This window comes from Bartonella silvatica (assembly GCF_040545155.1).
GTDB lineage: Bacteria > Pseudomonadota > Alphaproteobacteria > Rhizobiales > Rhizobiaceae > Bartonella > Bartonella silvatica.
Map to the genome: position 1 here is coordinate 83,163 of NZ_JBEPLI010000002.1, position 23,478 is coordinate 106,640.

19 protein-coding genes are annotated in these 23,478 nt (G+C 37.0%); 9 read left to right on the forward strand and 10 right to left on the reverse strand.

Going from position 1 to position 23,478, the window contains the following annotated elements; all coding sequences use genetic code 11:
* Positions 1-118: 118 nt before the first annotated feature.
* The 3 genes from dxs to ABID23_RS02070 are packed head-to-tail and all read left to right on the forward strand — an operon-like array spanning position 119 to position 4,039.
* Positions 119-2,035 (forward strand): 1-deoxy-D-xylulose-5-phosphate synthase, encoded by a 1,917-nt coding sequence (gene dxs / locus ABID23_RS02060; protein WP_354188833.1) that lies wholly within the window; start codon positions 119-121, stop codon positions 2,033-2,035.
* 7 nt (positions 2,036-2,042) lie between these two features.
* Positions 2,043-2,789 carry a TlyA family RNA methyltransferase gene (locus tag ABID23_RS02065; protein ID WP_354188835.1) on the forward strand — a complete coding sequence of 249 codons (747 nt, stop codon included), beginning with the start codon at positions 2,043-2,045 and terminating at the stop codon, positions 2,787-2,789.
* Positions 2,786-4,039: a class I SAM-dependent RNA methyltransferase gene (locus tag ABID23_RS02070; protein ID WP_354188837.1), complete on the forward strand. Its 1,254-nt coding sequence runs from the start codon at positions 2,786-2,788 to the stop codon at positions 4,037-4,039. Before ABID23_RS02065 ends, ABID23_RS02070 begins: the two co-directional genes overlap by 4 nt.
* Positions 4,040-4,309: 270 nt before the next feature.
* On the opposite strand, the gene tldD is transcribed toward ABID23_RS02070, so the two are convergent.
* Together tldD and ABID23_RS02080 are read right to left on the reverse strand one after the other, a co-directional pair.
* Positions 4,310-5,734 (reverse strand): metalloprotease TldD, encoded by a 1,425-nt coding sequence (gene tldD / locus ABID23_RS02075; protein WP_354188839.1) that lies wholly within the window; start codon positions 5,732-5,734, stop codon positions 4,310-4,312.
* Positions 5,735-5,851: 117 nt separating this feature from the next.
* The gene (locus ABID23_RS02080; protein WP_354188841.1) at positions 5,852-6,409 is read right to left on the reverse strand and encodes an invasion associated locus B family protein; all 558 of its coding nucleotides are present in this window, start codon (positions 6,407-6,409) and stop codon (positions 5,852-5,854) included.
* Between the two features lie 366 nt (positions 6,410-6,775).
* Between ABID23_RS02080 and cyoE the strand changes: the two genes are divergently transcribed.
* From cyoE to rnhA, 4 genes are all read left to right on the forward strand, one after another.
* Positions 6,776-7,717 carry a heme o synthase gene (gene cyoE / locus ABID23_RS02085; protein ID WP_354188843.1) on the forward strand — a complete coding sequence of 314 codons (942 nt, stop codon included), beginning with the start codon at positions 6,776-6,778 and terminating at the stop codon, positions 7,715-7,717.
* Positions 7,718-7,898: 181 nt separating this feature from the next.
* The gene (gene ispH / locus ABID23_RS02090; protein ID WP_354188845.1) at positions 7,899-8,954 is read left to right on the forward strand and encodes a 4-hydroxy-3-methylbut-2-enyl diphosphate reductase; all 1,056 of its coding nucleotides are present in this window, start codon (positions 7,899-7,901) and stop codon (positions 8,952-8,954) included.
* Positions 8,954-9,913: a homoserine kinase gene (locus ABID23_RS02095; RefSeq protein WP_354188847.1), complete on the forward strand. Its 960-nt coding sequence runs from the start codon at positions 8,954-8,956 to the stop codon at positions 9,911-9,913. Before ispH ends, ABID23_RS02095 begins: the two co-directional genes overlap by 1 nt.
* Positions 9,914-9,918: 5 nt before the next feature.
* Entirely contained in the window at positions 9,919-10,386 is a 468-nt protein-coding gene (gene rnhA / locus ABID23_RS02100; RefSeq protein WP_354188849.1) for a ribonuclease HI, read from the forward strand.
* Between the two features lie 5 nt (positions 10,387-10,391).
* Here the strand turns inward: rnhA and ABID23_RS02105 are convergent, their stop codons facing one another.
* Entirely contained in the window at positions 10,392-11,273 is an 882-nt protein-coding gene (locus ABID23_RS02105) for a protein-disulfide reductase DsbD domain-containing protein (protein WP_354188851.1), read from the reverse strand.
* 72 nt (positions 11,274-11,345) lie between these two features.
* On the opposite strand from ABID23_RS02105, the gene ABID23_RS02110 reads away from it, so the two are divergent.
* Positions 11,346-11,930, forward strand: coding sequence for a YqgE/AlgH family protein (locus ABID23_RS02110; RefSeq protein ID WP_354188852.1), 585 nt, complete (start codon positions 11,346-11,348; stop codon positions 11,928-11,930).
* A gap of 22 nt (positions 11,931-11,952) precedes the next feature.
* Here the strand turns inward: ABID23_RS02110 and ABID23_RS02115 are convergent, their stop codons facing one another.
* The 7 genes from ABID23_RS02115 to ABID23_RS02145 form a co-directional block, all read right to left on the reverse strand.
* Positions 11,953-14,853 (reverse strand): EAL domain-containing protein, encoded by a 2,901-nt coding sequence (locus ABID23_RS02115; protein ID WP_354188853.1) that lies wholly within the window; start codon positions 14,851-14,853, stop codon positions 11,953-11,955.
* Positions 14,854-15,308: 455 nt separating this feature from the next.
* Entirely contained in the window at positions 15,309-16,583 is a 1,275-nt protein-coding gene (locus ABID23_RS02120; RefSeq protein ID WP_354188855.1) for a M16 family metallopeptidase, read from the reverse strand.
* A gap of 83 nt (positions 16,584-16,666) precedes the next feature.
* Positions 16,667-18,064, reverse strand: a complete 1,398-nt coding sequence (thrC, locus tag ABID23_RS02125; protein ID WP_354188857.1) for a threonine synthase — start codon at positions 18,062-18,064, stop codon at positions 16,667-16,669.
* 896 nt (positions 18,065-18,960) lie between these two features.
* Positions 18,961-19,326, reverse strand: coding sequence for a hypothetical protein (locus tag ABID23_RS02130; protein WP_354188859.1), 366 nt, complete (start codon positions 19,324-19,326; stop codon positions 18,961-18,963).
* A gap of 117 nt (positions 19,327-19,443) precedes the next feature.
* Positions 19,444-19,785, reverse strand: coding sequence for a hypothetical protein (locus ABID23_RS02135; protein WP_354188861.1), 342 nt, complete (start codon positions 19,783-19,785; stop codon positions 19,444-19,446).
* Positions 19,786-19,972: 187 nt separating this feature from the next.
* Positions 19,973-20,320 carry a hypothetical protein gene (locus ABID23_RS02140; protein ID WP_354188863.1) on the reverse strand — a complete coding sequence of 116 codons (348 nt, stop codon included), beginning with the start codon at positions 20,318-20,320 and terminating at the stop codon, positions 19,973-19,975.
* 898 nt (positions 20,321-21,218) lie between these two features.
* The gene (locus ABID23_RS02145) at positions 21,219-21,920 is read right to left on the reverse strand and encodes an HAD family hydrolase (protein ID WP_354188865.1); all 702 of its coding nucleotides are present in this window, start codon (positions 21,918-21,920) and stop codon (positions 21,219-21,221) included.
* A gap of 375 nt (positions 21,921-22,295) precedes the next feature.
* Here ABID23_RS02145 and ABID23_RS02150 point away from each other — a divergent pair, with 375 nt between their 5' ends.
* Positions 22,296-23,384: a site-specific DNA-methyltransferase gene (locus ABID23_RS02150; protein WP_435521243.1), complete on the forward strand. Its 1,089-nt coding sequence runs from the start codon at positions 22,296-22,298 to the stop codon at positions 23,382-23,384.
* The last annotated feature ends 94 nt before the right edge of the window (positions 23,385-23,478 follow it).

Here is a 23,478-nt window from a genome sequence, read left to right on the forward strand (position 1 = left end):
ACTTTCATTTGCAGAGAACGTTTTCTCATTTTTCTCATAAAAATATGCTAAACTATCAATAGAAGAAAAGGGAGAACTTATTCTTTTCCTTTCTTGAGATCATATTAAGGAGTTTTTTTTGTCTCGCACATTGACGCCGTTACTTGACCGTATTTTTTTGCCCCATGATTTGCGGGCTTTACCTGAGTCTGATTTGATCAATTTGGCTGATGAGTTGCGGACAGAAACAATTAATGCAGTGTCCATAACGGGGGGGCATCTTGGGGCTGGTCTTGGTGTTGTTGAGCTCACTATCGCATTACATTATGTTTTTAATACACCTGGGGATAGGCTTATTTGGGATGTTGGCCATCAAGCTTATCCGCATAAAATTTTAACGGGGCGTAGAGATAGAATCCGCACATTACGTCAAGAAGGTGGGTTATCGGGTTTTACGAAACGTTCAGAAAGTGTATATGATCCATTTGGTGCGGGGCATTCTTCTACTTCTATTTCTGCTGGTCTTGGTATGGCGGTGGCGAGTGCTTTGAAGGCAGAGGAAAAGCGGAATATCATTGCTGTCATTGGTGATGGGGCTATGTCTGCTGGTATGGCTTATGAAGCGATGAATAATGCTGGTGCTTTAGATGCGCGTTTGATTGTTATTCTGAATGACAATGATATGTCGATTGCACCACCCACGGGTGCTATGAGTGCTCATCTTGCACGGTTGGTTTCTCGTCCTGCTTATCGTAACTTGCGTGAACGCGTAAAAAGTTTAGGCGAAAAATTACCAAAATTCTTTTTAGATAAGGCACGTCGTTCAGAGGAGCTTGCACGTGGATTATTGGTTGGGGGAACTTTATTTGAAGAACTTGGCTTCTACTATGTGGGACCAATAGATGGTCATAACCTAAGACATTTATTACCGGTTTTAAAAAATGTTCGTGAATATCCTCATGGTCCTGTTTTGGTGCATGTTGTTACACATAAGGGGAAAGGATATGCACCTGCGGAAGCGTCATCGGATAAATATCATGGTGTTAACCGTTTTGATATTATAACCGGTCAACAGGTTAAAGCACAAAGTCATGCGCTTTCTTATACGAAAGTCTTTTCAAGAGCTTTAATAGAAGAAGCTATGCATGATGAGAAGATTGTGGGCATAACGGCAGCAATGCCAACGGGGACAGGTCTTGATACTTTTGCTGAAAAATTTCCTGAAAGAATGTTTGATGTTGGTATTGCTGAGCAGCATGCAGTGACGTTTGCAGCGGGACTTGCTTGTGAGGGGTATAAGCCTTTTGTCGCTATTTATTCTACTTTTTTACAGCGTGCTTATGATCAGATTATTCATGATGTATCAATACAAAAATTACCAGTGCGTTTTGCAATTGATCGAGCAGGCTTTGTAGGGGCAGATGGCCCAACACATGCGGGCAGCTTTGATATTGCTTTTTTGGCGACTCTTCCTGAGTTTATTGTGATGGCACCTTCTGATGAGGTTGAATTGATGCATATGGTGCGTACTGCTGCAGCTTATGATCAGGGGCCAATTTCTTTTCGTTATCCGCGCGGTGAAGGCATTGGTATAGATTTACCGCAGCGCGGTGAACTCCTAGAGATTGGAAAAGGGCGGGTGCTGCGTGAGGGAAATCGGGTTGCTTTGGTTTGTTTTGGAGCGCGGATGTCGGAAGTTTTGGTGGCTGCCGATATGTTGAGTGTGGAAGGATTGTCTACAACGGTTGCAGATGCACGGTTTGCAAAGCCTTTGGATAAAGATTTGATGTGCCGTTTGGCTCGTGAGCATGAAATATTAGTAACAATTGAAGAAGGTGCTATAGGTGGGTTTGGAGCGCATTTATTACAATTTTTGGCACAAAAAGGGCTCTTAGAACATGGTTTGAAAGTACGTACATTAAAACTCCCTGATGAATATCTAAATCATGGTTCACCAGAAAAAGTTCTTTCCCGCATAGGACTTGATGCTGTCGGTATTGTCAACATGGTCTTTGCTGCCTTAGGACGTGAGATGCGGACAGTACAGAAAATTTGAGTATAAAATGGCCATCAAAAAGAGGCTTGATATTCTTTTAGTTGAAAAAAACTTTTTTACCACACGTTCACGCGCACGTGACGCTATTGTTCGTCGAACCGTTAAGGTGAATGGTGAAATCATTTTAAAGGCTGGGCAAATTATTTCTGATGACGCAGAAATTATTGTTTGTGATCGAGCGCAGAATTATGTTTCGCGTGCGGCATTAAAGTTAATCAGTGCTCTTGATGTGTTTCCAATTGTCATGAATCGAGTAACTGCCATTGATATTGGTTCATCAACAGGAGGGTTTACACAAGTTCTTTTAGAACGTGGAGCAGCACATGTTATTGCTGTTGATGTGGGGCATCATCAATTGGATGCACGTTTGTTGGGCAATAGTGCAATTACTTTATTAGAAGGTTTAAATGCTAGAGATTTAAAACAAGAACATTTAAATGGACGGGAAATTGATCTCATTGTATCAGATGTTAGCTTTATTTCTCTCAAACTTGCATTGCCTCCTGTTTTGTCTTTAGCCAAGAAAGGTGCGCAAGCCGTTTTATTGGTAAAGCCTCAATTTGAGGTGGGGCGTGATCATCTTGGTAAAGGGGGGATACTAAAAGATCCATCAATGGCTCAAGAAACTGCTGAAAGGCTTTTTAATTGGCTGAATTTGCAAAATGGATGGAGTGCAAAAGGTTTGCTTCCTTCACCTATCGCAGGCAGTGATGGTAATTTAGAATATTTGTTATTCGGAGAAAAACAAGAGTGAATAACAATGTTATAATTGATCATATGGGGGCGAATGGTCATGGTGTCATAAAAACATTGCGTGGTTTGATCTATGTTCCTTTTACTTTACCAGGAGAGTTTGCGGAAATTTCTATTCATGGAAAATATGCAAAGCTTATAGATTTAAAGGAAAAGTCACCAGAGCGTATCGAGGCTCTTTGCCAGCATTTTGGAGAATGCGGAGGATGTGCACTTCAACATTGGCATATCGATTCTTATCATGAATGGAAGAGACAACTGGTGGTTGATGCGCTGAAAGAATATGGGCTTGATATTGCTGTTTCGTCTTTAGTTGCATGTAAGCCTTATAGTCGTCGGCGGATGACGCTCACAGCATCTATGACACTACAAGGGCAGAAAGTTGGTTTTAATCGCGCTCTCTCTCATGAAATTGTTGCTCTTGAGGAATGTCCAGTGAGTTGTCCGGAGATTATATCTAAGCTGGATGATATTAAGATGTTATGCGCTTTTTTAAGCGATTATGTAAAACGGTTTCACATCACAATAACACATGTTGAAAATGGTTTAGATGTTGCTTTTAAGGGGTGTGTTATACGCCATGAGTCACTTCGTCAAAAAATGATATCAGCAGCGCTTTCATGTGGAATCACGCGATTATCTGTTGAAGGTGAGACTTGGATTGAGCAGGAAAAACCTTTGATTTATTTTGGGGATGTGTGTGTTGAATTGCCAGCTGGCAGTTTTCTACAAGCCACACTTGAAGCAGAAAACGTCATGAGTCATATTATTATGACTCATTTAAAGAAAGCAAAGAATGCTCTTGATTTGTTTTCAGGGGTAGGCACATTTACCTTACGGATGGCTAAAAAGGTGAATGTGCATGCAGTGGAAAGTAATGAAGCAGCGTTAGAAAGTTTAGATTCAGCAGTACGTTCTGCAACTGGTTTAAAAACAGTTAGTTGTGAAAAGCGCGACCTTTTCCGTCGTCCACTTTCTGTAAAAGAACTTGAATGTTTTGACTATATTGTCTTTGATCCTCCACGTGCTGGTGCCGAAGAACAAGTTCGTGAATTGGCTAAGGCAGCAATACCACGCGTTATAGCTATTTCTTGCGACGCTTCTACATTTGCTCGTGATTTATCTCTTCTTGTTGCAGGTGGTTATACCGTAGAAAAAATCATACCGATTGATCAATTTTTATGGTCATCCCATGTTGAAATTGTTGCTGTTCTGAGTAAACGCAAAGTAAAGACAGGTTGGAAACTTTAGCCTTAATTGGCGAGCACTTTTAAATTTGGTCCAGACTTTCTCATCAAATCAAATTTATAAAATAATTCATATTAGATTGAATGAAAACACTGAACAAAATGAGAATTTCTTGTTCAGTGTTTTTTTTATGAATTATAAAAAAACACCTATTTGTACTTTGTACTTTATAAAAACTTTTTGAGAATCAACCACTTTATTTCTCTTATAGGCCATTTTAACGCAAAAGTAGATGATACTGTTTGGAAATAGTCAATATATACGATTGCTCATTTATGACATCGTCAGCGCCGTCCCACCAATTGTCATATTATTGATTCGCAGATGAGGTTGTCCAACGCCAACAGGAACATTTTGTCCTGCTTTTCCGCACATACCGATGCCATTATCAAGTTTGCTATCATTCCCAATCATTGTAATACGTTTCATGGCATCTGGTCCATTTCCGATAAGGGTAGCACCTTTAATAGGTGCTATAATTTTGCCATTTTCTACTTTGTAAGCTTCAGTACATTCAAAGACAAATTTTCCAGAAGTGATATCAACTTGTCCTCCACCAAATGAGACGGCATAGATACCATTTTTTAAGGATGAGATAATTTCCTCCGGTGTTTTATCTCCTCCCAGCATCATCGTATTGGTCATTCGTGGAATTGGGGCATATGCATAGGATTCACGTCGTCCGTTTCCTGTTGGCTTAACCCGCATCAGTCGGGCATTTAGTCTATCTTGCATAAAACCAACGAGTTTTCCATCTTCAATAAGAACGTTATATCCTGAAGGTGTTCCTTCATCATCAATGGTGAGTGAGCCACGGCACTGAGGAATTGTACCATCGTCAACGACAGTTACACCTTTTGCCGCGATTTGTTGGCCTAAAAGTCCGGCAAAAGCAGACATTTTTTTGCGGTTAAAGTCACCTTCTAAACCATGTCCTACGGCTTCATGAAGCATGACACCGGGCCATCCATTGGCTAAAACTACATCAAATGTTCCAGCTGGTGCTGTTTCTGCCTCTAAGTTTATGAGAGCCATGCGCAAAGCTTCATCAGCAGCTTTTTTCCAATTTTCTTCACGAATGAATTGATTAAATGTTTGCCGTCCACCACATCCATAGAAACCACTCTCACGTCGATTTCCTTCAGCGGCAACCACAGAGATAGAAAGTCGAACAAGGGGACGAATATCACGAACCAGATTCTCATCTGCGCGTAAAATTTCTATATGCTGTAGGGAACCGGAAAGAGAAATAGTTACTTGATGCAATTTATTATTTTTTGCTCGTAAATAGGTATCAATTTTTTGCAGCAGTGCACTTTTTTCTTCAAATGATGGTGTATCAAGGGGGTTATGTGGTTGATAAAGTTTTTTGTTTGTTTTTTGAGGTGCAACGCTATAAGGCCCCGCATGATTGTTATAAGTAACGGCTTTTGTCGCTTCACTGGCACGTTTAAGTGCAGCAGCGGATAATTCACTAGAATGCGCATAGCCTGTTGCTTCTCCAGCAACAACGCGCAAACCAAACCCCATATCTTGATGAAATGAGCCATTTTTAAGCTGTCCATTATCAAATAAAAGGGTTTCATTTTCGGTGTACTCTAGGTAAAGTTCACCATCATCAGCATGATGAAGCGTGTTCTGTACAAGTGATTGCACTTTAGATGAAGCAATATCAAAATGGTCAATGAGCGATTTCATATTGGTTATCCTATTTTTATGTTCTTATGAACGCTTTGAAGATTTCTATGGGGGTTGTCTTAAGAGGCTGTGAAATAATCTATAAAACCTTGGTCACTTAAATGGGCCTTGATTTTATTATGTTGGTAGAGATGTATAGGCATCACTAAAACCTTGGAGATCAATGGGTCCTCCAATGGCTTGCTCGGGAGTTGTAAAAATAAAATAGGTTGCCATTTTACCTTTTAAAAAAAGCTGTAATATGTCTTCTTTAAGAACAGCTTCAGCAATACAATTATCACCAAGACAACGGCGATATTCTACTCTTCCTATATTTTTATCATCAACTTTAAGACCAACACCAGGGCGCAACTCAACACGGATTGGAACAAAGACGCGCATCAAAGCACCTTGATTTTTAGGCAGCTTATAAAATGTAACACGTAGGGTAATGTCATGGCGATTTTGTGTGTGTACACTTTGTACAATTTCGCATTGCATGTTAGGTGTACCGAGTGGCAGAGAGCAGACTTTTGTCCACGCACCATAGGTTTGTGGTACAGGAACATTTTGCGTATCAGATTTCTGTGCAAATGCGTGATGAGCAGACACATTATAGAGTATGTAAATAATAGCACTCATAAAAAAAGTTTTTTTAAGAAATTTATCAAGTATCACAGGAAACCCTAACGACATCAGCATCACATAACGAAGCATAGCTCTATATTGAGAGTAAATAATTAAACTAGGAATGTAACACAAAACCATTATCAACCCAAACATATTAATCTATATGCACAAATAAAAGAAATGGACGACAATATCTTTAGCATTGCTTTATAATATCTGGTATCATACGCTTTTGTGATAGATTTTTCGTATCAGAAATAATGTGTGTTGAAAAATATATTTTTATTGCGAATATTTTCCTCTTTATTAGGAGACATATATAAGGGGAGGTATCCTATATGTTCTCAAAAGTATTATGGTCGTCGTTAGTGGTTTCGCTATGTTTGGTCGTGTTTTTGAGGATGATGGAAATAGAAAGGGTCTTTGAGTGGAATGTCTGTTTCGGAAGAATTTTCAGCTGCAAGTAGTAAATCATTTCCACCAAAATCTAGTATTGGTGATTATATCACGTTATTAAAGCCACGGGTTATGTCACTCGTTGTATTTACGGCTCTGGTTGGGTTGGTTTTGGCACCAGTTCATATGAATCCATTTTATGGTTTTTTAGCCATTTTATGTATTGCTATAGGCGGTGGTGCTGCTGGAGCACTTAATATGTGGTATGACGCTGATATTGATGCAGTGATGGAGCGTACCAAAAATCGTCCTATTCCTACTGGTAAGATTAGTGCGAAGAGGGCTTTTGTTTTTGGTATGATTCTTTCAGTATTTTCTGTGCTCGTTATGGGGGTTTTTATTAATTGGTTTTCAGCATTTTTTCTTGCTTTTACAATCTTTTTTTATGTTGTTATTTATACAATTTGGCTAAAGCGTATAACCCCACAAAATATTGTTATTGGTGGTGCATCTGGAGCTTTCCCCCCCATGATTGGATGGGCTGCAGCAACGGGGACAGTGAGTGTTGAGAGCTTTTTATTATTTTTAATTATTTTTATGTGGACGCCACCACATTTTTGGTCTCTCTCTTTATTTTCATCGCTTGATTATGAAGCTGCCAGTGTTCCTATGATGCCAAATGTACGGGGTGAAAAGGCAGCAAAAAAACAAATCTTCATTTATACTGTTCTTATGGTAATATGTGCAGTGGGACCTTGTATCATTGGTCTGGGAGGTGTTTTTTATGGTATTTGTTCCACAATCCTTGGCATTATTTTCATTTATTTTTCTTATCGGTTGTGGAAAGCTCATACACATGATGTAACTATTTCAATGGCGAGAAAAACATTTTTCTTTTCGTTATTTTATTTAGCGGCTCTCTTTGGAGCTCTTTTAATTGAGTCTTTATACAATAGTTTATTATCTTTTCTTAGATAGCAAAATAAAAGGGGCAATTTAAAAGAGTTGCCCTTGAAAAAATGTGATAAAAATAGGTGATATGCTATACTCTTATAGAAAAGGGTGTATTGCCGGTTTTTCTCTTTAAATTGCTTGTGTAATGCATAACGATAGCCTACTGAAATACCGTAGCAAAATTTGTAGATATTCAGGATGGTTCATGTCTGTACTTCCTCCTTTAACAATGCGTCTTTGCGGTCCACGTGGATTTTGTGCTGGGGTTGATCGTGCGATTCAAATTGTTCTTCTCGCTTTAAAAAAATATGGTGCTCCGGTATATGTGCGTCATGAAATTGTGCATAATCGTTATGTTGTTGAAGGATTGAAGGAACGCGGTGCTATTTTTGTTGAAGAGCTTGATGAAATTCCAGAAAAACACCGCGGCCAACCTGTGATATTTTCTGCCCATGGTGTCCCCAAATCTGTACCAGAAGAGGCGCGTTGCTATAATTTATTCTATCTTGATGCGACATGCCCGTTGGTTTCTAAGGTTCATAAACAAGCAATACGACATCAACGTCATGGTCGTCATGTGATTCTGGTTGGTCACTCTGGACATCCTGAGGTGATAGGAACAATGGGACAGCTTGAAAAGGGGGCTGTAACATTGATTGAAACGATTGAAGATGCTTTACAGTATCAACCAGATGAGCGCGATAAGTTAGGATTTGTGACCCAAACAACACTTTCTGTTGAGGATACAGCAGGAATTCTTGATGTTTTGAAAGAGCGTTTTCCAGCCCTAGAAGCACCGGCTGCAGAGTCAATTTGTTATGCGACTACGAATAGACAAGATGCTGTTAAGGCGGCTGCACTGGGGAGTGATTTATTTTTGATTGTTGGGGCGCCAAATTCTTCTAATTCACGGCGTTTGGTCGAAGTTGCTGAAAAGTCTGGTGCTCAGCGAGCTGTTTTGGTTCAACGTGCTGATGAAATTGATTTTGAACGCTTAGGAGCTCTTTCCATTGTCAGTCTTTCAGCAGGGGCTTCTGCTCCTGAAATTATTATTGATGAAATCATTTTAGCTTTTCGTAAGTATTACGATGTTAGGATAGAATTGGCTGAAACAGGAGTAGAGACGGAAAAATTTTTGGTGAGCCGTGAATTACGTGATGTCATTTTAACCCCTCAAGATCTAGCTTTTGTTAATGGTCAATCTCAAATGCTGAAAAGTGAAAGTCAAAATATGCACATGCCTATCATGAAAGCAAAATAATGGCAGTTTATACAGATATTGATCCAAATGATTTGAGAGTATTTTTAACGCGTTATTCGATAGGTTCACTTTTATCCTATCAAGGTATCGCAGAGGGGATAGAAAACTCTAATTTTATGCTACACACGACAGAAGGGAAGTTTGTTTTAACGCTTTATGAAAAACGTATTTCAAAAGATGATTTGCCTTTTTTTTGTAGCCTTATGCAGCATTTAAAACAGAGTGGGATTCCTTGTCCTCAGCTAGTTGCGCAAAATGATGGAACAATGATTGGTGAATTAGCAGAACGTCCTGCGGCGGTCATTACTTTTCTAGAAGGCATATCCGTTCATCAGTCTACTGTATGCCATTGTGGTGAAGTTGGTACTAGTTTAGCACAATTACATTTAGCAGGACAAGATTTTGCGCTGAGCCGTAAAAATACTCTTTCTGTTATGGATTGGGCAGTATTATGGAAACATTGCCAGACGAGCGAAGATGCATTGTTAGAAAAGTTTGGGTATAAAATTGATCGTGAGTTAGCTTTTTTAAAAGAAAACTGGCCATCAAATTTACCAAAAGGCATTATTCATGCTGATTTATTTAACGATAATGTGTTTTTTTTAAATCATCGTCTTTCTGGGATTATCGATTTCTATTTTGCTTGTAATGATTTTTGGGCTTACGATTTGGCAATTTGCTTAAATGCTTGGTGTTTTGAAACGGATCATTCTTATAATGTTTCAAAAGCGCATCGGTTATTGGAAAATTATCAAAAAATAAGACCATTACTCTCTTTAGAGTTGGATGCCATTATTCTTTTGGCACGTGGTGCATCTTTGCGTTTTTTACTCACACGTCTTTATGATTGGTTTAATACACCACCAGATAGTTTTGTTACGAAGAAAGATCCTTGGGAATATTGGTATAAGCTTGGTTTTTTTAGTAACGTAGGTTCTTTAAGTGAACTAGGTTTTTGAATTATATGTTAAATAAAGAAAAAGTCGTCGAAATTTACACTGATGGAGCTTGCTCTGGGAATCCTGGAATTGGAGGATGGGGGGCAATTTTGCGTTGGAATGGCCATGAACGTGAAATTTATGGTGGAGAGGTGCACACAACCAACAATCAGATGGAATTGATGGCAGCGATTTGTGCTTTGAAGACACTCAAAAAATCCTGTTTTGTCGATCTTTATACAGACTCAATTTATGTGCGCAATGGGATCTCTATATGGCTTGAAGGTTGGAAGAAAAATAATTGGCGTACTGCATCAAAAAGTCCTGTAAAAAACGTAGAGTTATGGAAAGCTCTTGAGGGGGCATGTGCTCGTCATACTGTTAGATGGCATTGGGTCAAAGGGCATGCGGGCCATCCAGATAATGAGCGTGCGGACGCGCTTGCTCGTAAAGCAATCGCTGAATATCGAGAAAACGGATATTGGTCAAAATAGTCTTTTTATAAGTTTGTCTCTTTTGATAATGGATCAGAAAGAGGTATAAATGTTCCACTTAAAGCGTAATCTTTAAAAGAGACTGTATAAAAAACTGTAGAGTTTTCTTCATCTGGTACGATATAGAGTGGAGCACTAAAAAGTGTATGCTCTTCATTCGTATTTACTTTTTTTGCCGGTCCAATTTGCATTTCTCCGCCATCTAAGAAGAGAGAAGAAGGGGAGATTTTATGATGATTGGGGACTGTGATGAAGAGAGTGTTTTCCTCTTTTTTAGCACTTATTTTAAATTCATGGTGCGTTGTTCGCGGTAAGGTTTCGTGGGCTGTTGTTAATAATGATAAAGGGAGATGTTCATTTTTTTGAATGGGGGGAGAAAAATCAAAATGAACAGCAATTGGTAGGCAGATTTTATAACATAGTCCAAGAGTAAAAGTGCCACTTAAATTCTTATCTGAACTGGAAAGCCTAAAAGGCAAGACAACTTTATCTTTATAACCTAATGACCAATCATTTTCTGTTTCATAAAGTTGTGGTGTGGGATAAAAGATTTCATAAGAAACCTGTTGGTTGAAGTTAAAAAATGGTGCTATCCCTGAACTCCCTGGGTTACGCCAGTAGGTTTTCCATCTTGGTTTCATAACAATTTCAATAATGCCGTCCCTTGTTCCAGAAAGAGAAGATTCGGTAATAGCTAGTCTGATACGTCCGCCCTCCGATTCATACCAAGAGGTTGCAAAAAGATGTACGTTTTGTTTTGTTTGAGCTCTGAGGGGGATATTTAGTAATTCTAAAACTATGAATGTTAATTTTAAAGTAACTAAAAGTTTTTTATAAACATAAATGGCGATATTATGTAAATTTATAAATATTTGTTTTTTTTGCATTGGAATTTTGTTTTCCTATTGTACTAAATGAAGTAAAATTTATCATGTAAATTATTGGAGAATAACAGATTGATGAAGCAATGTAATGGCTTTTTGGGAGGACAGTTGCTTATAGCAATGCCAGGGATGAGTGATAAACGCTTTATTCGCTCTGTTATTTATGTTTGTGCACATTCTGCTTCCGGTGCTATGGGCATTATTCTCAATAAATTGCATCATGTTGATTTTCCAGAGCTTTTATTTCATCTTGGTGTTATAAACAGTGGTCAAAAAAAAAGCCTTGCTGAACCAGTAAAAAAGTTCCCAGTACGTTATGGTGGGCCTGTTGATCCCTCACGTGGTTTTGTACTGCATACTGATGATTATGTTTGTGAAGAAACCGTCTCTATTGCAGATAAAATTTGTTTTACTGCAACAATTGATATATTAAAAGCAATCATTTCTGAAAAGGGGCCACAACATGCGCTTGTGGCATTAGGTTACGCTGGATGGAAAGCTGGTCAGCTTGAAGAAGAAATTTCTACAAATGGTTGGCTCATTAGTTCTGCATCACCGAGTGTTATTTTTGAAAGTAATTTAAGTGGCAAATATGATGAAAGCTTGATTCGTATGGGAATTAACCCAGTCTATCTCGCTTCTGAAATGGGAAACGCCTAGAGAAAACGCACTATTTTCAATTTTAAACACTATATCCATTGTGCTTTGTCGTATGAGGGAAATGACTTTGAACAAGAGGGATTAATTCTTTGATGCTAATTGGTTTAGTCACAAGTGTGCTTTGAACGTATTTACAGCCTTCTTTACGTAGAAAAATCGCCTCTTTTTCATTTTCAACGCCTTCTGCAATAATTTGCAAATTAAGGTCTTTTGCCATATTAATAATGGATTTGAGAACGAGTTTTTTCTTGAGAGAGTCGATTGAGATAAGCGAACGATCTAATTTCACCATGTCGAATGGATAACGCACAAGGTAAGTAAGTGATGAATAACCTGTTCCAAAATTGTCAAGTGCAAGATTCATTCCAAGAGATTTAATTTGTTCAAGAAAATGCGCTGACTGTTCGGGGTTTTTCCTTAAAACAAACTCGGATATTTCTATCATCAAGCTTCCTTTTTTGAGTGGATTACGAAGCAGGGCAGAGCGTAATTGGCTGATGAAGCGAGGATGAATCATTTCTGTACTGGGTAAATTAATTGAAATAAAGAAAGACTGTTGTGAAAATTTGTCTTGTATATTGGTAAGATCAATAATGGCATTTTCGATAATAAATTGTGCCAAGTTCATAACAATATGTTCGTTTTCTACAATCTTAATAAAGTCAGAGACATTTAAATTTCCATATTTTGCATGGTGCCACTCTACAATTGTTTCAAAACCAATAATATGTCCATCTGATAGGTTTAGGATAGGATGGTAGAGGATTTTTATTTCATTACGTTTTATGGCATAATGGACATCCTTTTCCATTGTATTATGTTCAATGTCTGAAGTGCGAAAACTGGGACGAAAAGGCTCAATGTGATTGCCTCCCATTTGTTTTGCATGGATCATTGCGAGTTCACTATCATTTAAAATATCCTTAGCGGTTGATCTCGTTTCACTCCATGTGACCAGTCCAATTGATGTTGAGAGGGTTATTTTTTTTTCTGTTAGTGAAATAGGTGCTGATATTGTTTTGTGCAGATGATCGGCAAAGGCTGCAATCTTCTGCGGTTCAGTCTCACTGAGTAAAATAATTGCAAAACGGTCTGCAGCAAGGCGTGATAAAGTATCTTGAAAGCTAATAAGACGGCTCAAACGACGCGCTATGATAAGGAGTACGGTGTCACCAACAGCTATACCTAATTTGCGATTAATTTGTCGAAAATTGTCAAAATCAATCATAAAGACGGTTGGTTTTATTTTAATATTCGCTTTGGCTAAAGAGGTATAGTTTTGAAGTCTATCGAAGAAAATTTGCTGATTAGGGAGCCCCGTCAAACTATCGTGAATTGCGTCATGCAATAAGCGTTCTTCAGATTTTTTATGATTTGTAATATTGACAATCGTTCCAATAATACGTGTGATTTTTCCATCTTTTTGCATAGCAGGGCGTGCACGAAGAGAAAACCAATGATAATAGCCACCACCACAAGATAGTCGAAAAATTTGATCAATGCGTCCTTTTTTATTTTTGAGAATGATCTCCAATATGGCTTGAAAACGTTCACGGTCATCGTGATGCAAAATTGAAATCCAGTTTTTCATAGGACCATTAAGTTTGTGGGTTTCAGTGCCAAAAAGGTTTGTCATATTGGGGTGTACAGCAATACGATCACGTTCAACATCCCAATCCCAGATAATATTTCCAGCTCCCTTGGCAGCAAGGACTTGTTGCTCAAGGTCAGAGAATATTCCTTCATGAAAGGCGTCGTGGGAAAAAGTTTGTTGCATGACAGTAAAACTGATAAGCAGGACAATGAGAACCAATCCTCCCGCTAATGCTGGTTGGATAATATCATTGTTGAGATATCCTGCTATGCAAGCATACGCTCCCAAGCACCAGAAGCTAATGAGTAGCCATGTTGGGATAAGCATAATGGCACGGTCATAGTTTCGTATTGCAAAATAGCTAATTAAAATGATACCAAGAATCGTCGTGAGCGCAAATGACAGACGAGCGATACCGGCTGCCATAGTTGGGTCGTAAATAGCAAATGCACCCAAAGCACAAAGAGCAGTTGTCCATAGAATTGCACCAAAACTAAAGTGATAGTGCCAACGATTAAGGCGTAGATAAGTAAAAAGAAAAATAAAAAATGTGGCAGCAAGTGCGACTTCTGTAGCAGCGCGCCAGATTGGTTGTGTTGTTAATGTTACTGCAAAGAATTTATTTAAAAAATTAAAATCGATACCAATATAAAAAAGCACTGCCCAAGCAACAGCCGCTGTTGCAGGAAAGAGTCCTGTTCCACGAACGACAAAGAGAACCGTTAGTAAGAGTGCTAAAAGGCCTGATATACCAAGAAGAATGCCATTATAAAGCGTATAAGAGTTAATGGCATCCTTATAGGCTTCAGGTTGCCATAAATAGATTTGCGGTAAATTTGCAGAGTTAAGTTCGGCAACAAATGTAATGACAGCTCCGGGGTTAAGTGTAATACGAAAGACATCAGAATTTGTACTGGCTTGACGATCAAGAGAAAAGCCTTCACTTGGGGTTATGGATTGAATTCGTGATGATCCAAGATCTGGCCAAAGAAACCCTGAACGAGACATACGATAATGAGGGGCGACGATAAGACGATCGATTTGTTCATCGGTTGGGTTTGCAAGAGAAAAAACAGCCCAATTTCCAGAAAAGTTTTCACTTTTTGCTTGGACTTCAATGCGCCATACAATTCCATCTGGTCTTGGTGCTGTACTTGTTTGAAAAATAGGACTGTTGGTATGATAAATTTCGATTGCTTTTGAAAGGTCAAGAGCAACATCTTGTGAAGAAATTTTAACAGGTTCAATTGCTTGCGCTGAGGTAAAATGTACAAAAGAACTGATGATTGCAATGAAAATGATGTCAATGATTTTACGCAAACTCTTCACAATGTCTCACTCTCAGTATTTTAAGATATTTTATTGTAATTTAGATTTTTAAGAAAAAGCGTCCACCTTTTATCATTCATTCTCCATAACAAACGGTCACCATTTTCTTTTGAAAAACTTTATGATTTTATGCAATAATAGCTCAATCCTTATTTTTCTTTAATACAGCTTAATAAAGTTGATAGAGTTTTATGTTTTGGTGAGAAAAAATTAAACCATGAGTTTTTAGATTTCATAGATGCACCTTTTTGTGTCAGCTTCTTTATCATATGAAGTAAGGATTAGATAGTTTTGTATACCTCTTTGAGCAATATTTCCAAAACTTAATTTAACAAGAAAAGCTTTTATATTAAATTTAACCATAAAATCTGCACTGGTTATTATATTTTGGCTTTAGAAAGGGTTTTTCACATTTCTAATATGTGTAAAAAACTGGAGGGGTCCTTTGTCTTTCCTTACTTTATTTTATAGGAGAGAGCTGATGTTAAGTCATCAAAATTCATAAGGGATCCAATAGGACCAACAGCGGTTAAGGTTGGAGTGGAGTTGGTAAAAAGCCTATGTGCTAAATCAGTTAACCTTGTAGGTGTAATAAGATCTAAACGTTTCATCGTTTCGGATATGGGAATTTGTCGACCATAAAGAAGTATTTGGCGAGCAATGAGATGCGCTTGACTAGATGGATTTTCCTGCGACATGATCAAGTTAGCGCGATATTGTGCTCGTGCTCGTTGAAGTTCATTAGGGTGAATATCTTTACTTGCCTTAGAGAGTTCGTTAAGAGTTATAGGAAGCAGTTCTTTTAACCCCTCTTGTCCGGTCGCAGCATGGATGCCAAAGAGCCCAATATCTGAAAAACCCCAATGAAAAGCATAAATAGAATAGCATAACCCACGTTTCTCTCTCACTTCTTGGAAGAGGCGTGATGACATGCCTCCACCAAGAATAATTGAAAGAATTTGGGTCGCATAAAAGTCACGTGCGTGATAAGCGCGTCCTTCAAAACCTATAATAACTTGTGTATCCATTAAATCACGATACTCACGAAAATCGCCACCGACGTAATTTGCGAGATTGGTGAGTGGGGCGGTTGAATGCGGACGAAAAGTATTCAGACGGCTTTCAACCTCTTTTAAGAAGTCTTCATGCTGTACAGCACCTACTGCAACGATGATCATACGGTCTGCACTGTATTGTTTATTCATAAAATCATGAAGATCGGCAGATGTAAAAGATTGAATTGTTTGGGGGGTGCCTAAAATCGAGCGGCCAAGTGGTTGGTGACGAAAGGCTGTTTCAGTAAAGTGATCAAAAATAATATCATCTGGAACATCATGAGCGGCACCAATTTCTTGAAGAATAACTTGTTTTTCTCGTTCTAATTCAGTTTCATCAAATTTTGAATGCATTAAAATATCAGCGAGAATATCAATAGCCAGTGAAACATCCTTTTTAAGGACACGCACAACATAAGCCGTTGTTTCTGTACTGGTTGTGGCATTAATTTCACCACCAACATCCTCAATATCGGCCGCAATTTGAAAGGCTGTACGGTTTTCCGTTCCCTTAAAAGCCATATGCTCAAGAAGATGGGCAATACCATGTTGTGTGAAGGTTTCATTCCGTGAACCCACTTTAACCCATATTCCAAGTGCTACACTGTCAATTTGTTGCATTGTGTGTGTGGCAATAGTCAAACCATTACTGAGGCGACTGATATCTACACCCATGTGTTTCCAACTCCATTAAATAAGCCAAATACCTCATAGTGGGGACATTGGAATAGTCTTTATTTGAATCAATGCAGCCAAACTTAATAAGATGCACGCGATTTTAATGAAATATAATCTTTGACTATTTTTTCATCATTAGCAAGGTCTATAATACATTCGTCACGTTCCATTAAATCATGAAGGCAAGGTGGACATGGAGCACTCAGTCCACAGGCACTTTTGACGGCATCAGGAAATTTAGCAGGGTGAGCGGTAGCAAGAACGACCATTGGGATATGGGGTTGTTTTTTTTCACGCGCAACTTTAAGCGCAACAGCTGTATGTGGATCACTAAGATAGCCGCTTTCTTTATAAACACGGTTCATTGTTTCTTCTGTTTCAGCCATGCTACTTTTTCCAGCGGAAAACAGGGTACGAATATTTTTGAGTCGTTTTTCATCAAGTTTAAAATATCCTGATTTTTGCAAATTTTCCATTGCACGACGAATCCATATCGGATCACGATCACCGCTTTCAAATAGCAAACGTTCAAAATTAGAAGAAATTTGAATATCCATAGAAGGTGATGTTGTGTGGATAATAGGCTGTGTTTTATAAATGCTGCTGGTTAATGTGCGTGTGAGAATGTCATTATCATTGGTTGCAATGACCAGTTGCGCAATAGGTAATCCCATACGGGCAGCGACATAACCTGCAAAAATATCACCAAAATTTCCAGTAGGAACAGTAAATGAAACAGCTCTATCAGGAGCACCTAGAGAAAGAGCGGATGAAAAATAATAAACAATTTGCGCCATAATCCGTGCCCAGTTTATGGAGTTCACTCCTGAAAGGGCTATTTTTTGACGAAAACTATGATCATTAAACATTGCTTTGACAAGTGCTTGGCAATCATCAAAATTGCCGTCAATTGCAATGGCATGAACATTTTTACTGTGATTGGTTGTCATTTGCTTTTGCTGAACGCGTGATACACGTCCTTTAGGGAATAAAATAAAAACGTCTGAGTGTTTTCTTCCTGCAAATGCTTGAATTGCAGCTCCTCCTGTATCGCCTGATGTGGCTGCAACAATTGTTGCCTGTCTATCTTTTTTAGTAAGAATGTAATCCATTAGCCTAGCAAGAAACTGCATAGCAACATCTTTAAATGCTAAAGTAGGACCGTGAAAAAGTTCAAGAATAAATTCATCTGGACCAGTTTGCAGCAATGGGCAAGTTGCTGGGTGATGGAAGGTGGCATAAGACTCGGCAATTATCTTTTCAAAAGCACTGTATTCGATTTCGTTATTAACAAAAGGCCAAAGAATAGTCTTAGCAATTGTTGTATAAGATTGACCACGCAGTGCCCGTAATGCGTCGAATGATAACTGAGGAAACTTTTCTGGAAGATAAAGTCCACCATCACTCGCCAGTCCAGTCATGATCGTTTCAGTAAACCCTAAAACAGGAGCTTGCCCTCTTGTGCTCATATATTTCATAAATTTTTTCTTCCACTTATTTTTTAGTCAAATGACAAAATGATATATTTCACGTTTTTAATAATATTAAAACTGTTGAATGAATGTTTGTTTATTCTGTTTATAAATAATGAAAAAATAATGACATTGATACTTTTAAGCGTTTTTATATGACGCATTGAATAGTAAAAAACTTCTTATGGTTGAGATATTTATTTTAGGTATTCATTATTGATTTCATATTACGCTTTTATTCATATGCCTGAATTTTTTGAATTAAGGTATAGTATAATTGTGGGAAAGTTTTTCATTTACTCTATTTTTTGTCTCTGTTTTGCGTTCTTTTTTGCTGTTCGAGATTTGTATCCTCTTACAAAGAACAAAACACTCTTGTATTGTATATGCGCGCGCTTGTTTTTAAGAGACATCTCTCAATGTTCTCAAGTTCGCGATGGTCTCCATGAATGGCATTGCGTGACTGTTATTGAGCAACGCCTTCTTTACTCTTATTCTTATGGAGGGGAAGGTTGGCAACGTTATTCTATTTTTCAGTCTGTGCGTATCGCTACAGCACTTTTAAGAAGACGAATTTATAAGAGGCATTTTTATTCTTTTCTTGTATCTTTTTATTCCTCCACGCTATCCCTATTTGTGATGTATCACGGCTAGGATTGATTCAGTATAAATAAGTTTGAAATGAGAGAGACTTATGATATTTGGAACACTCATTTAATATATCATATAATGAATTATCCTTATAAAATATTATGTATCTTCGGTGTGCAGTATGTTTCTATTTGAAGAAAAATCATTCATTGTAAACTATAAAAAGCATCCCTACTCGTATTGGAGAAGGGATGTCATTAGAATGTTTTTAATTTAGATATAGGAGAAATACAATTTGTATGATTTTAATTTTATCTTTGACTTTTACCTATAGAAATACCAATTATTCCACTAAGTATGGCGGCCACGACTCCGGTAAATATTCCAAAACCTAAAGCCCCTAATGTCGTAAAAACTCCTAGTGTAATAGGCTCAAAAAATACTTTCTCAATTTTTCCTTCAGAAAGATCTTTATTTTTTTCTTCGTAAATGAATTTTGATACATAAAGATCAGCTATATTAAATGCTTTGCTTTGTTGCTCAATCATAGTAACAGAAATATTCTCTTTCTGTAAGGAGTGGGGTAAATAGTTTGCATTAACATTGATAGTTTGTGAGAGAAAAAAAATAGCTAATATAAAAATATTTAGCCTATAATTTTTAAATATTTTTACCATAACGTTACCTCATTTTTTATATCATTTCAAGTACTTAACAAAACCACAAGTAAAAATAGAATTTATACAAGTTGTGTAAATAAGTATTTAGTTGTTGTTTATTGCTTATAAGAAAGATCAAGAAGATTTAGTCAGTGCAACAATTTTGGTTATGATCCATCCTAAGAGCATACCGACTATAGTTGTTGCATATCCAATCAACATTCCCATACCAAAATTTCCTATAGTTACAAACTCAGCTACCTTTTCAACTTTCCCTTCAGTGATAGCTTCATTTTTTGTTTTGTAATTAAAATCTGAAATATGGAAAGGAATATTCTTTTCTATGACGTAATCAGAAATATTTTTTTCTTGAATGTTATTTTTCAAATAACTTGCATTAACATTCACAACTTGTGAAAGAAAAAAGGCGATTACCATAAAAATATTTAATTTATAACTTTTAAACGTGTTTATCATAATTTTACCTCAAATACTCTCTATCTTAAGTACGAGTAGGAGGGCTGTTAGCGCATCAATGATGCGTAGAGGGTAAAGTTTACTACCTGTATTCGTTTTTATACTAACCCTAAGATTCATTATGTGTTTCACGCTTTTTATTGTAAACCATAATGAATCTGTTGTTAGAGCTTTGTATTAAAGATGATTATTTGAACATTGCGACGATATCTTTGATGAATCCTATGATTGACCCTAGGAAGCTGAATGCATACCCAGCAATCATTATTCCTACTCCTATAGTCAAGAGTTCTGCTACCTTTTCAGTTTTTCCTTCAGCAATAGCTCCGTTTTCTGCTCCATGACTGACTGCTGGGGTATAGAAAGAAGCTGTATGAGTTGCTGTAGATACTTTATTTTCTGTTTTTACTGTTACATAATCAACAGCTTTTTCTTTTACAGTGTAATGACTTGCATTAGTATTTACAACTTGTGAAAGTAAGAAAGTGGATGCTATTAAAGTATTCAGTACATATTTTTTAAAGAATTTAGTCATAATTTACCTCATATATAATGAATAAATCTTAAGGCCTTTATCAATAATAAAACAATAAATGTGAATTACTATAAATATAATATATACCAAAAGATATAAACATTTATAGAAATATACATCATTATGAATTAATCGTCAATTGTAAATATTAATCGTAATGTATTTGATATTATATGCATAATATGTATTTAATTTATTTATTATAGTTATATTAGAAGGTTTAATTATGGTATGTTGTGTATTAAAATATTATAATTTTATAAAGATGATCTTTCTTAAAAAGAGTAATATACGTGTGTAAAGGAATATAATTCTCTATATTTTTTGTTTTAATAAACTTAATTATCTGGACATATTTGTATACTGTATTTAATAGAATTATAATTGTATTTATTGCCAGTAAAAATGGTTGTCAGATATAAATTATCTATTTTTTTTGATAAACATTGATATCATTTTGTAATAAAAATTCCATTAATAATTCAGTATATAGAAATAAAGAATTATTCATATAATGCGATAATATCTTACTTAATGAAAAAACATCAATTTACTGGAAAATTTTTGTTCATGGTTATGGCTATAGGTTATATATCATAAAAACAATATTTGTAATTTATCAGAATGTAACATTTACACATATTACCTTTATATTGAACAAAGTGTATTTCACTATTAAGCTTGGTTTTTTATAGATATAAGGTAGTACACATACGGTTTGATTGATCTAAATTAGATATGGGTAAAATTTTTCGGCTATGATAATAATACATGCTCATTGTATCGTTGCCAATATAATGATATTTTCGTTGTTATGGATATGCTTTGGCTGCAATAAAGCCATATTGGTAAACTTTTTAAAAAGAGAGCTTATCAATAGAGGGTATAGCTAAATTCTTTATGATGAATCTCTCCATACTGCCATTGCTTCTAGCACTTCTTCTAAATGTGCATGTTTGGCAATAACTGTTTCGGCACCAGCTTCTGCAAGTGCGTTTGAGTGGCCAAGATAACTATGCGATCCTCCAGTAAAGCCAATGATACGCATAGCTGCAGTTGAGGCAGCATGTACACCATGAACTGAGTCTTCTATAACAATAGTATTTTCTGGCCCTGCGTGGAGTTTTTGTGCTGCGTAAATAAAAACATCAGGGGCTGGTTTCGTTTTTTTTGTTCCGACTTCAGGAGCAGAAAATATTTTATCATGGTTATCAAAGAAACCGTAGAGATCAACAGCTGTGAGCATCTCTTTTATATCTCTGCTTCTTGCATTAGAACAGATACAGTAGGGATAGCGCGTTTGAATCATTTCTAACACTTCTTTTATACCATTGATCGCGCGTAGCTCAGTTTTTATCTGTGCTCGAAAAAGATTTGATATTTCATCTATGAGATGAGCAGAGATTGGTTTTTCTATTTCTAATTCAATTTGTTTAAGAATATCGCGAAAAATAAGCCCTGAATAGCGTTCACTCAATTCTTCAGGTAATATTTCATATCCTGTTTTTTTAAGTAATTGGGATCCAATTTTTGCTGCGAGATATTCAGAGTCTACCAGAACTCCATCACAGTCAAAAATAACAAGATCTATCTGAGGCATAAGATATTCCTTTATTCTTAAATTTATAGCTTGAAAAGTTTTATGAAAATATCATCAAGACAACATTATTTCATAAAAATATACTTTAGAAGTATTCCTTGCTCATTTGATGAAATAAAAGATATGACAACAATGCATTAAATGGAAGACAAATAATGGTTTATAAGTATGATTTTTAATTTTTCTTGAAAGAGTAAAATAACGATCAATTTTTCAGGAATTTAACGATACGTTTACTCTATTTTGTAAATATGAGCTGGTAATGCGGGCCTGTAAACTATTTTGATTGATTATAGGACAAATTTAGTTCATTTCGTTGGGTTTTTCATGACAGTTATTCAGCTTCAAAAAGATTTCGCTTGTACTCCTTCACAGATGCCATGGCGCAATAAAATTTTCAAAGGTGATTGTGTTGCAGTGCTGGAGAAGCTTCCTAAGCATTCAGTTGATGTTATTTTTGCGGATCCTCCTTATAATTTGCAACTGGATGGTGCTCTATATCGTCCAGATCATTCACTTGTTGATGCGGTTAATGATGAATGGGATCAGTTTGAGAGTTTTGCCGCCTATGATGCTTTTACACGTGCATGGTTGCTTGCATGTCGTCGTGTGTTGAAACCTAATGGGACGCTTTGGGTTATAGGATCCTACCATAATATTTTTCGGGTTGGTACAGCATTACAAGATTTAGGTTTTTGGATGCTTAATGATATTATTTGGCGTAAAAATAATCCCATGCCCAATTTTCGAGGGCGTCGTTTTCAAAATGCTCATGAGACACTTATTTGGGCTGTTCGAGACCAAAAGGATAAAAAATATACATTCAATTATGAAGCCTTAAAAGCTGCAAATGAAGATCTACAAATGCGGTCAGATTGGCTTTTTCCTCTCTGTACTGGTGTTGAGCGTTTAAAAGATGAAGCAGGGCGTAAATTACACCCAACACAAAAACCACAAGCGTTGTTGGCGCGTATTATCATGGCTTCTAGTAAACCTGGTGATGTCATTCTTGACCCGTTTTTTGGTTCAGGAACAACAGGGGCAGTTGCTAAGCTCTTAGGGCGTGACTTTGTGGGTATTGAACGCGAGCAAAATTACATTGATGCCGCATGTGAGCGAATTGCTGCGGTGAAACCTTTAGACAAACCAGAGTTAGCAGTTTTGGATAGAAAAAAGGCAGAACCGCGTGTCGCATTCAATAGTTTGCTTGAGGCAGGGTTACTCCACCCTGGATCAGTTCTTTATGATCGTAAGAAGCAAGTATCTGCTATTGTAAGGGCTGATGGTACGGTTATGCATGGTGGTGAAGCGGGGTCTATTCATGCAATGGGGCGCAAGGCTCAAGATTCACAAAGTTGTAATGGATGGACTTTTTGGTATTATGAGGAAAATGGAAAACTGAAATCTATAGATGATTTAAGAATGATCATACGTTCACAGATGTTAAAAACAGGTGCCCTATGAAGTCTTAAGTTGGCAGTGCCATTATAATGGATCAGTTTTTGATGTTACGTTTTTATCTTTAAGACTTTGGGTAAAGAGAAATATCTAGATCTTT

Bases quoted from the DNA above. Each gene is read 5' to 3' on its own strand.
- thrC (WP_354188857.1), bottom strand. From the start codon at position 18,064: ATGAAATATATGAGCACAAGAGGGCAAGCTCCTGTTTTAGGGTTTACT.
- tldD (WP_354188839.1), bottom strand. From the start codon at position 5,734: ATGAAATCGCTCATTGACCATTTTGATATTGCTTCATCTAAAGTGCAA.
- ABID23_RS02145 (WP_354188865.1), bottom strand. From the start codon at position 21,920: ATGCCTCAGATAGATCTTGTTATTTTTGACTGTGATGGAGTTCTGGTA.
- ABID23_RS02065 (WP_354188835.1), top strand. From the start codon at position 2,043: ATGGCCATCAAAAAGAGGCTTGATATTCTTTTAGTTGAAAAAAACTTT.
- ABID23_RS02095 (WP_354188847.1), top strand. From the start codon at position 8,954: ATGGCAGTTTATACAGATATTGATCCAAATGATTTGAGAGTATTTTTA.
- cyoE (WP_354188843.1), top strand. From the start codon at position 6,776: ATGTCTGTTTCGGAAGAATTTTCAGCTGCAAGTAGTAAATCATTTCCA.
- rnhA (WP_354188849.1), top strand. From the start codon at position 9,919: ATGTTAAATAAAGAAAAAGTCGTCGAAATTTACACTGATGGAGCTTGC.
- ABID23_RS02110 (WP_354188852.1), top strand. From the start codon at position 11,346: ATGAAGCAATGTAATGGCTTTTTGGGAGGACAGTTGCTTATAGCAATG.
- ABID23_RS02135 (WP_354188861.1), bottom strand. From the start codon at position 19,785: ATGATAAACACGTTTAAAAGTTATAAATTAAATATTTTTATGGTAATC.
- ABID23_RS02130 (WP_354188859.1), bottom strand. From the start codon at position 19,326: ATGGTAAAAATATTTAAAAATTATAGGCTAAATATTTTTATATTAGCT.
- ABID23_RS02120 (WP_354188855.1), bottom strand. From the start codon at position 16,583: ATGGGTGTAGATATCAGTCGCCTCAGTAATGGTTTGACTATTGCCACA.
- ABID23_RS02140 (WP_354188863.1), bottom strand. From the start codon at position 20,320: ATGACTAAATTCTTTAAAAAATATGTACTGAATACTTTAATAGCATCC.
- ABID23_RS02080 (WP_354188841.1), bottom strand. From the start codon at position 6,409: ATGTCGTTAGGGTTTCCTGTGATACTTGATAAATTTCTTAAAAAAACT.
- ispH (WP_354188845.1), top strand. From the start codon at position 7,899: ATGTCTGTACTTCCTCCTTTAACAATGCGTCTTTGCGGTCCACGTGGA.
- ABID23_RS02150 (WP_435521243.1), top strand. From the start codon at position 22,296: ATGCCATGGCGCAATAAAATTTTCAAAGGTGATTGTGTTGCAGTGCTG.
- ABID23_RS02105 (WP_354188851.1), bottom strand. From the start codon at position 11,273: ATGCAAAAAAAACAAATATTTATAAATTTACATAATATCGCCATTTAT.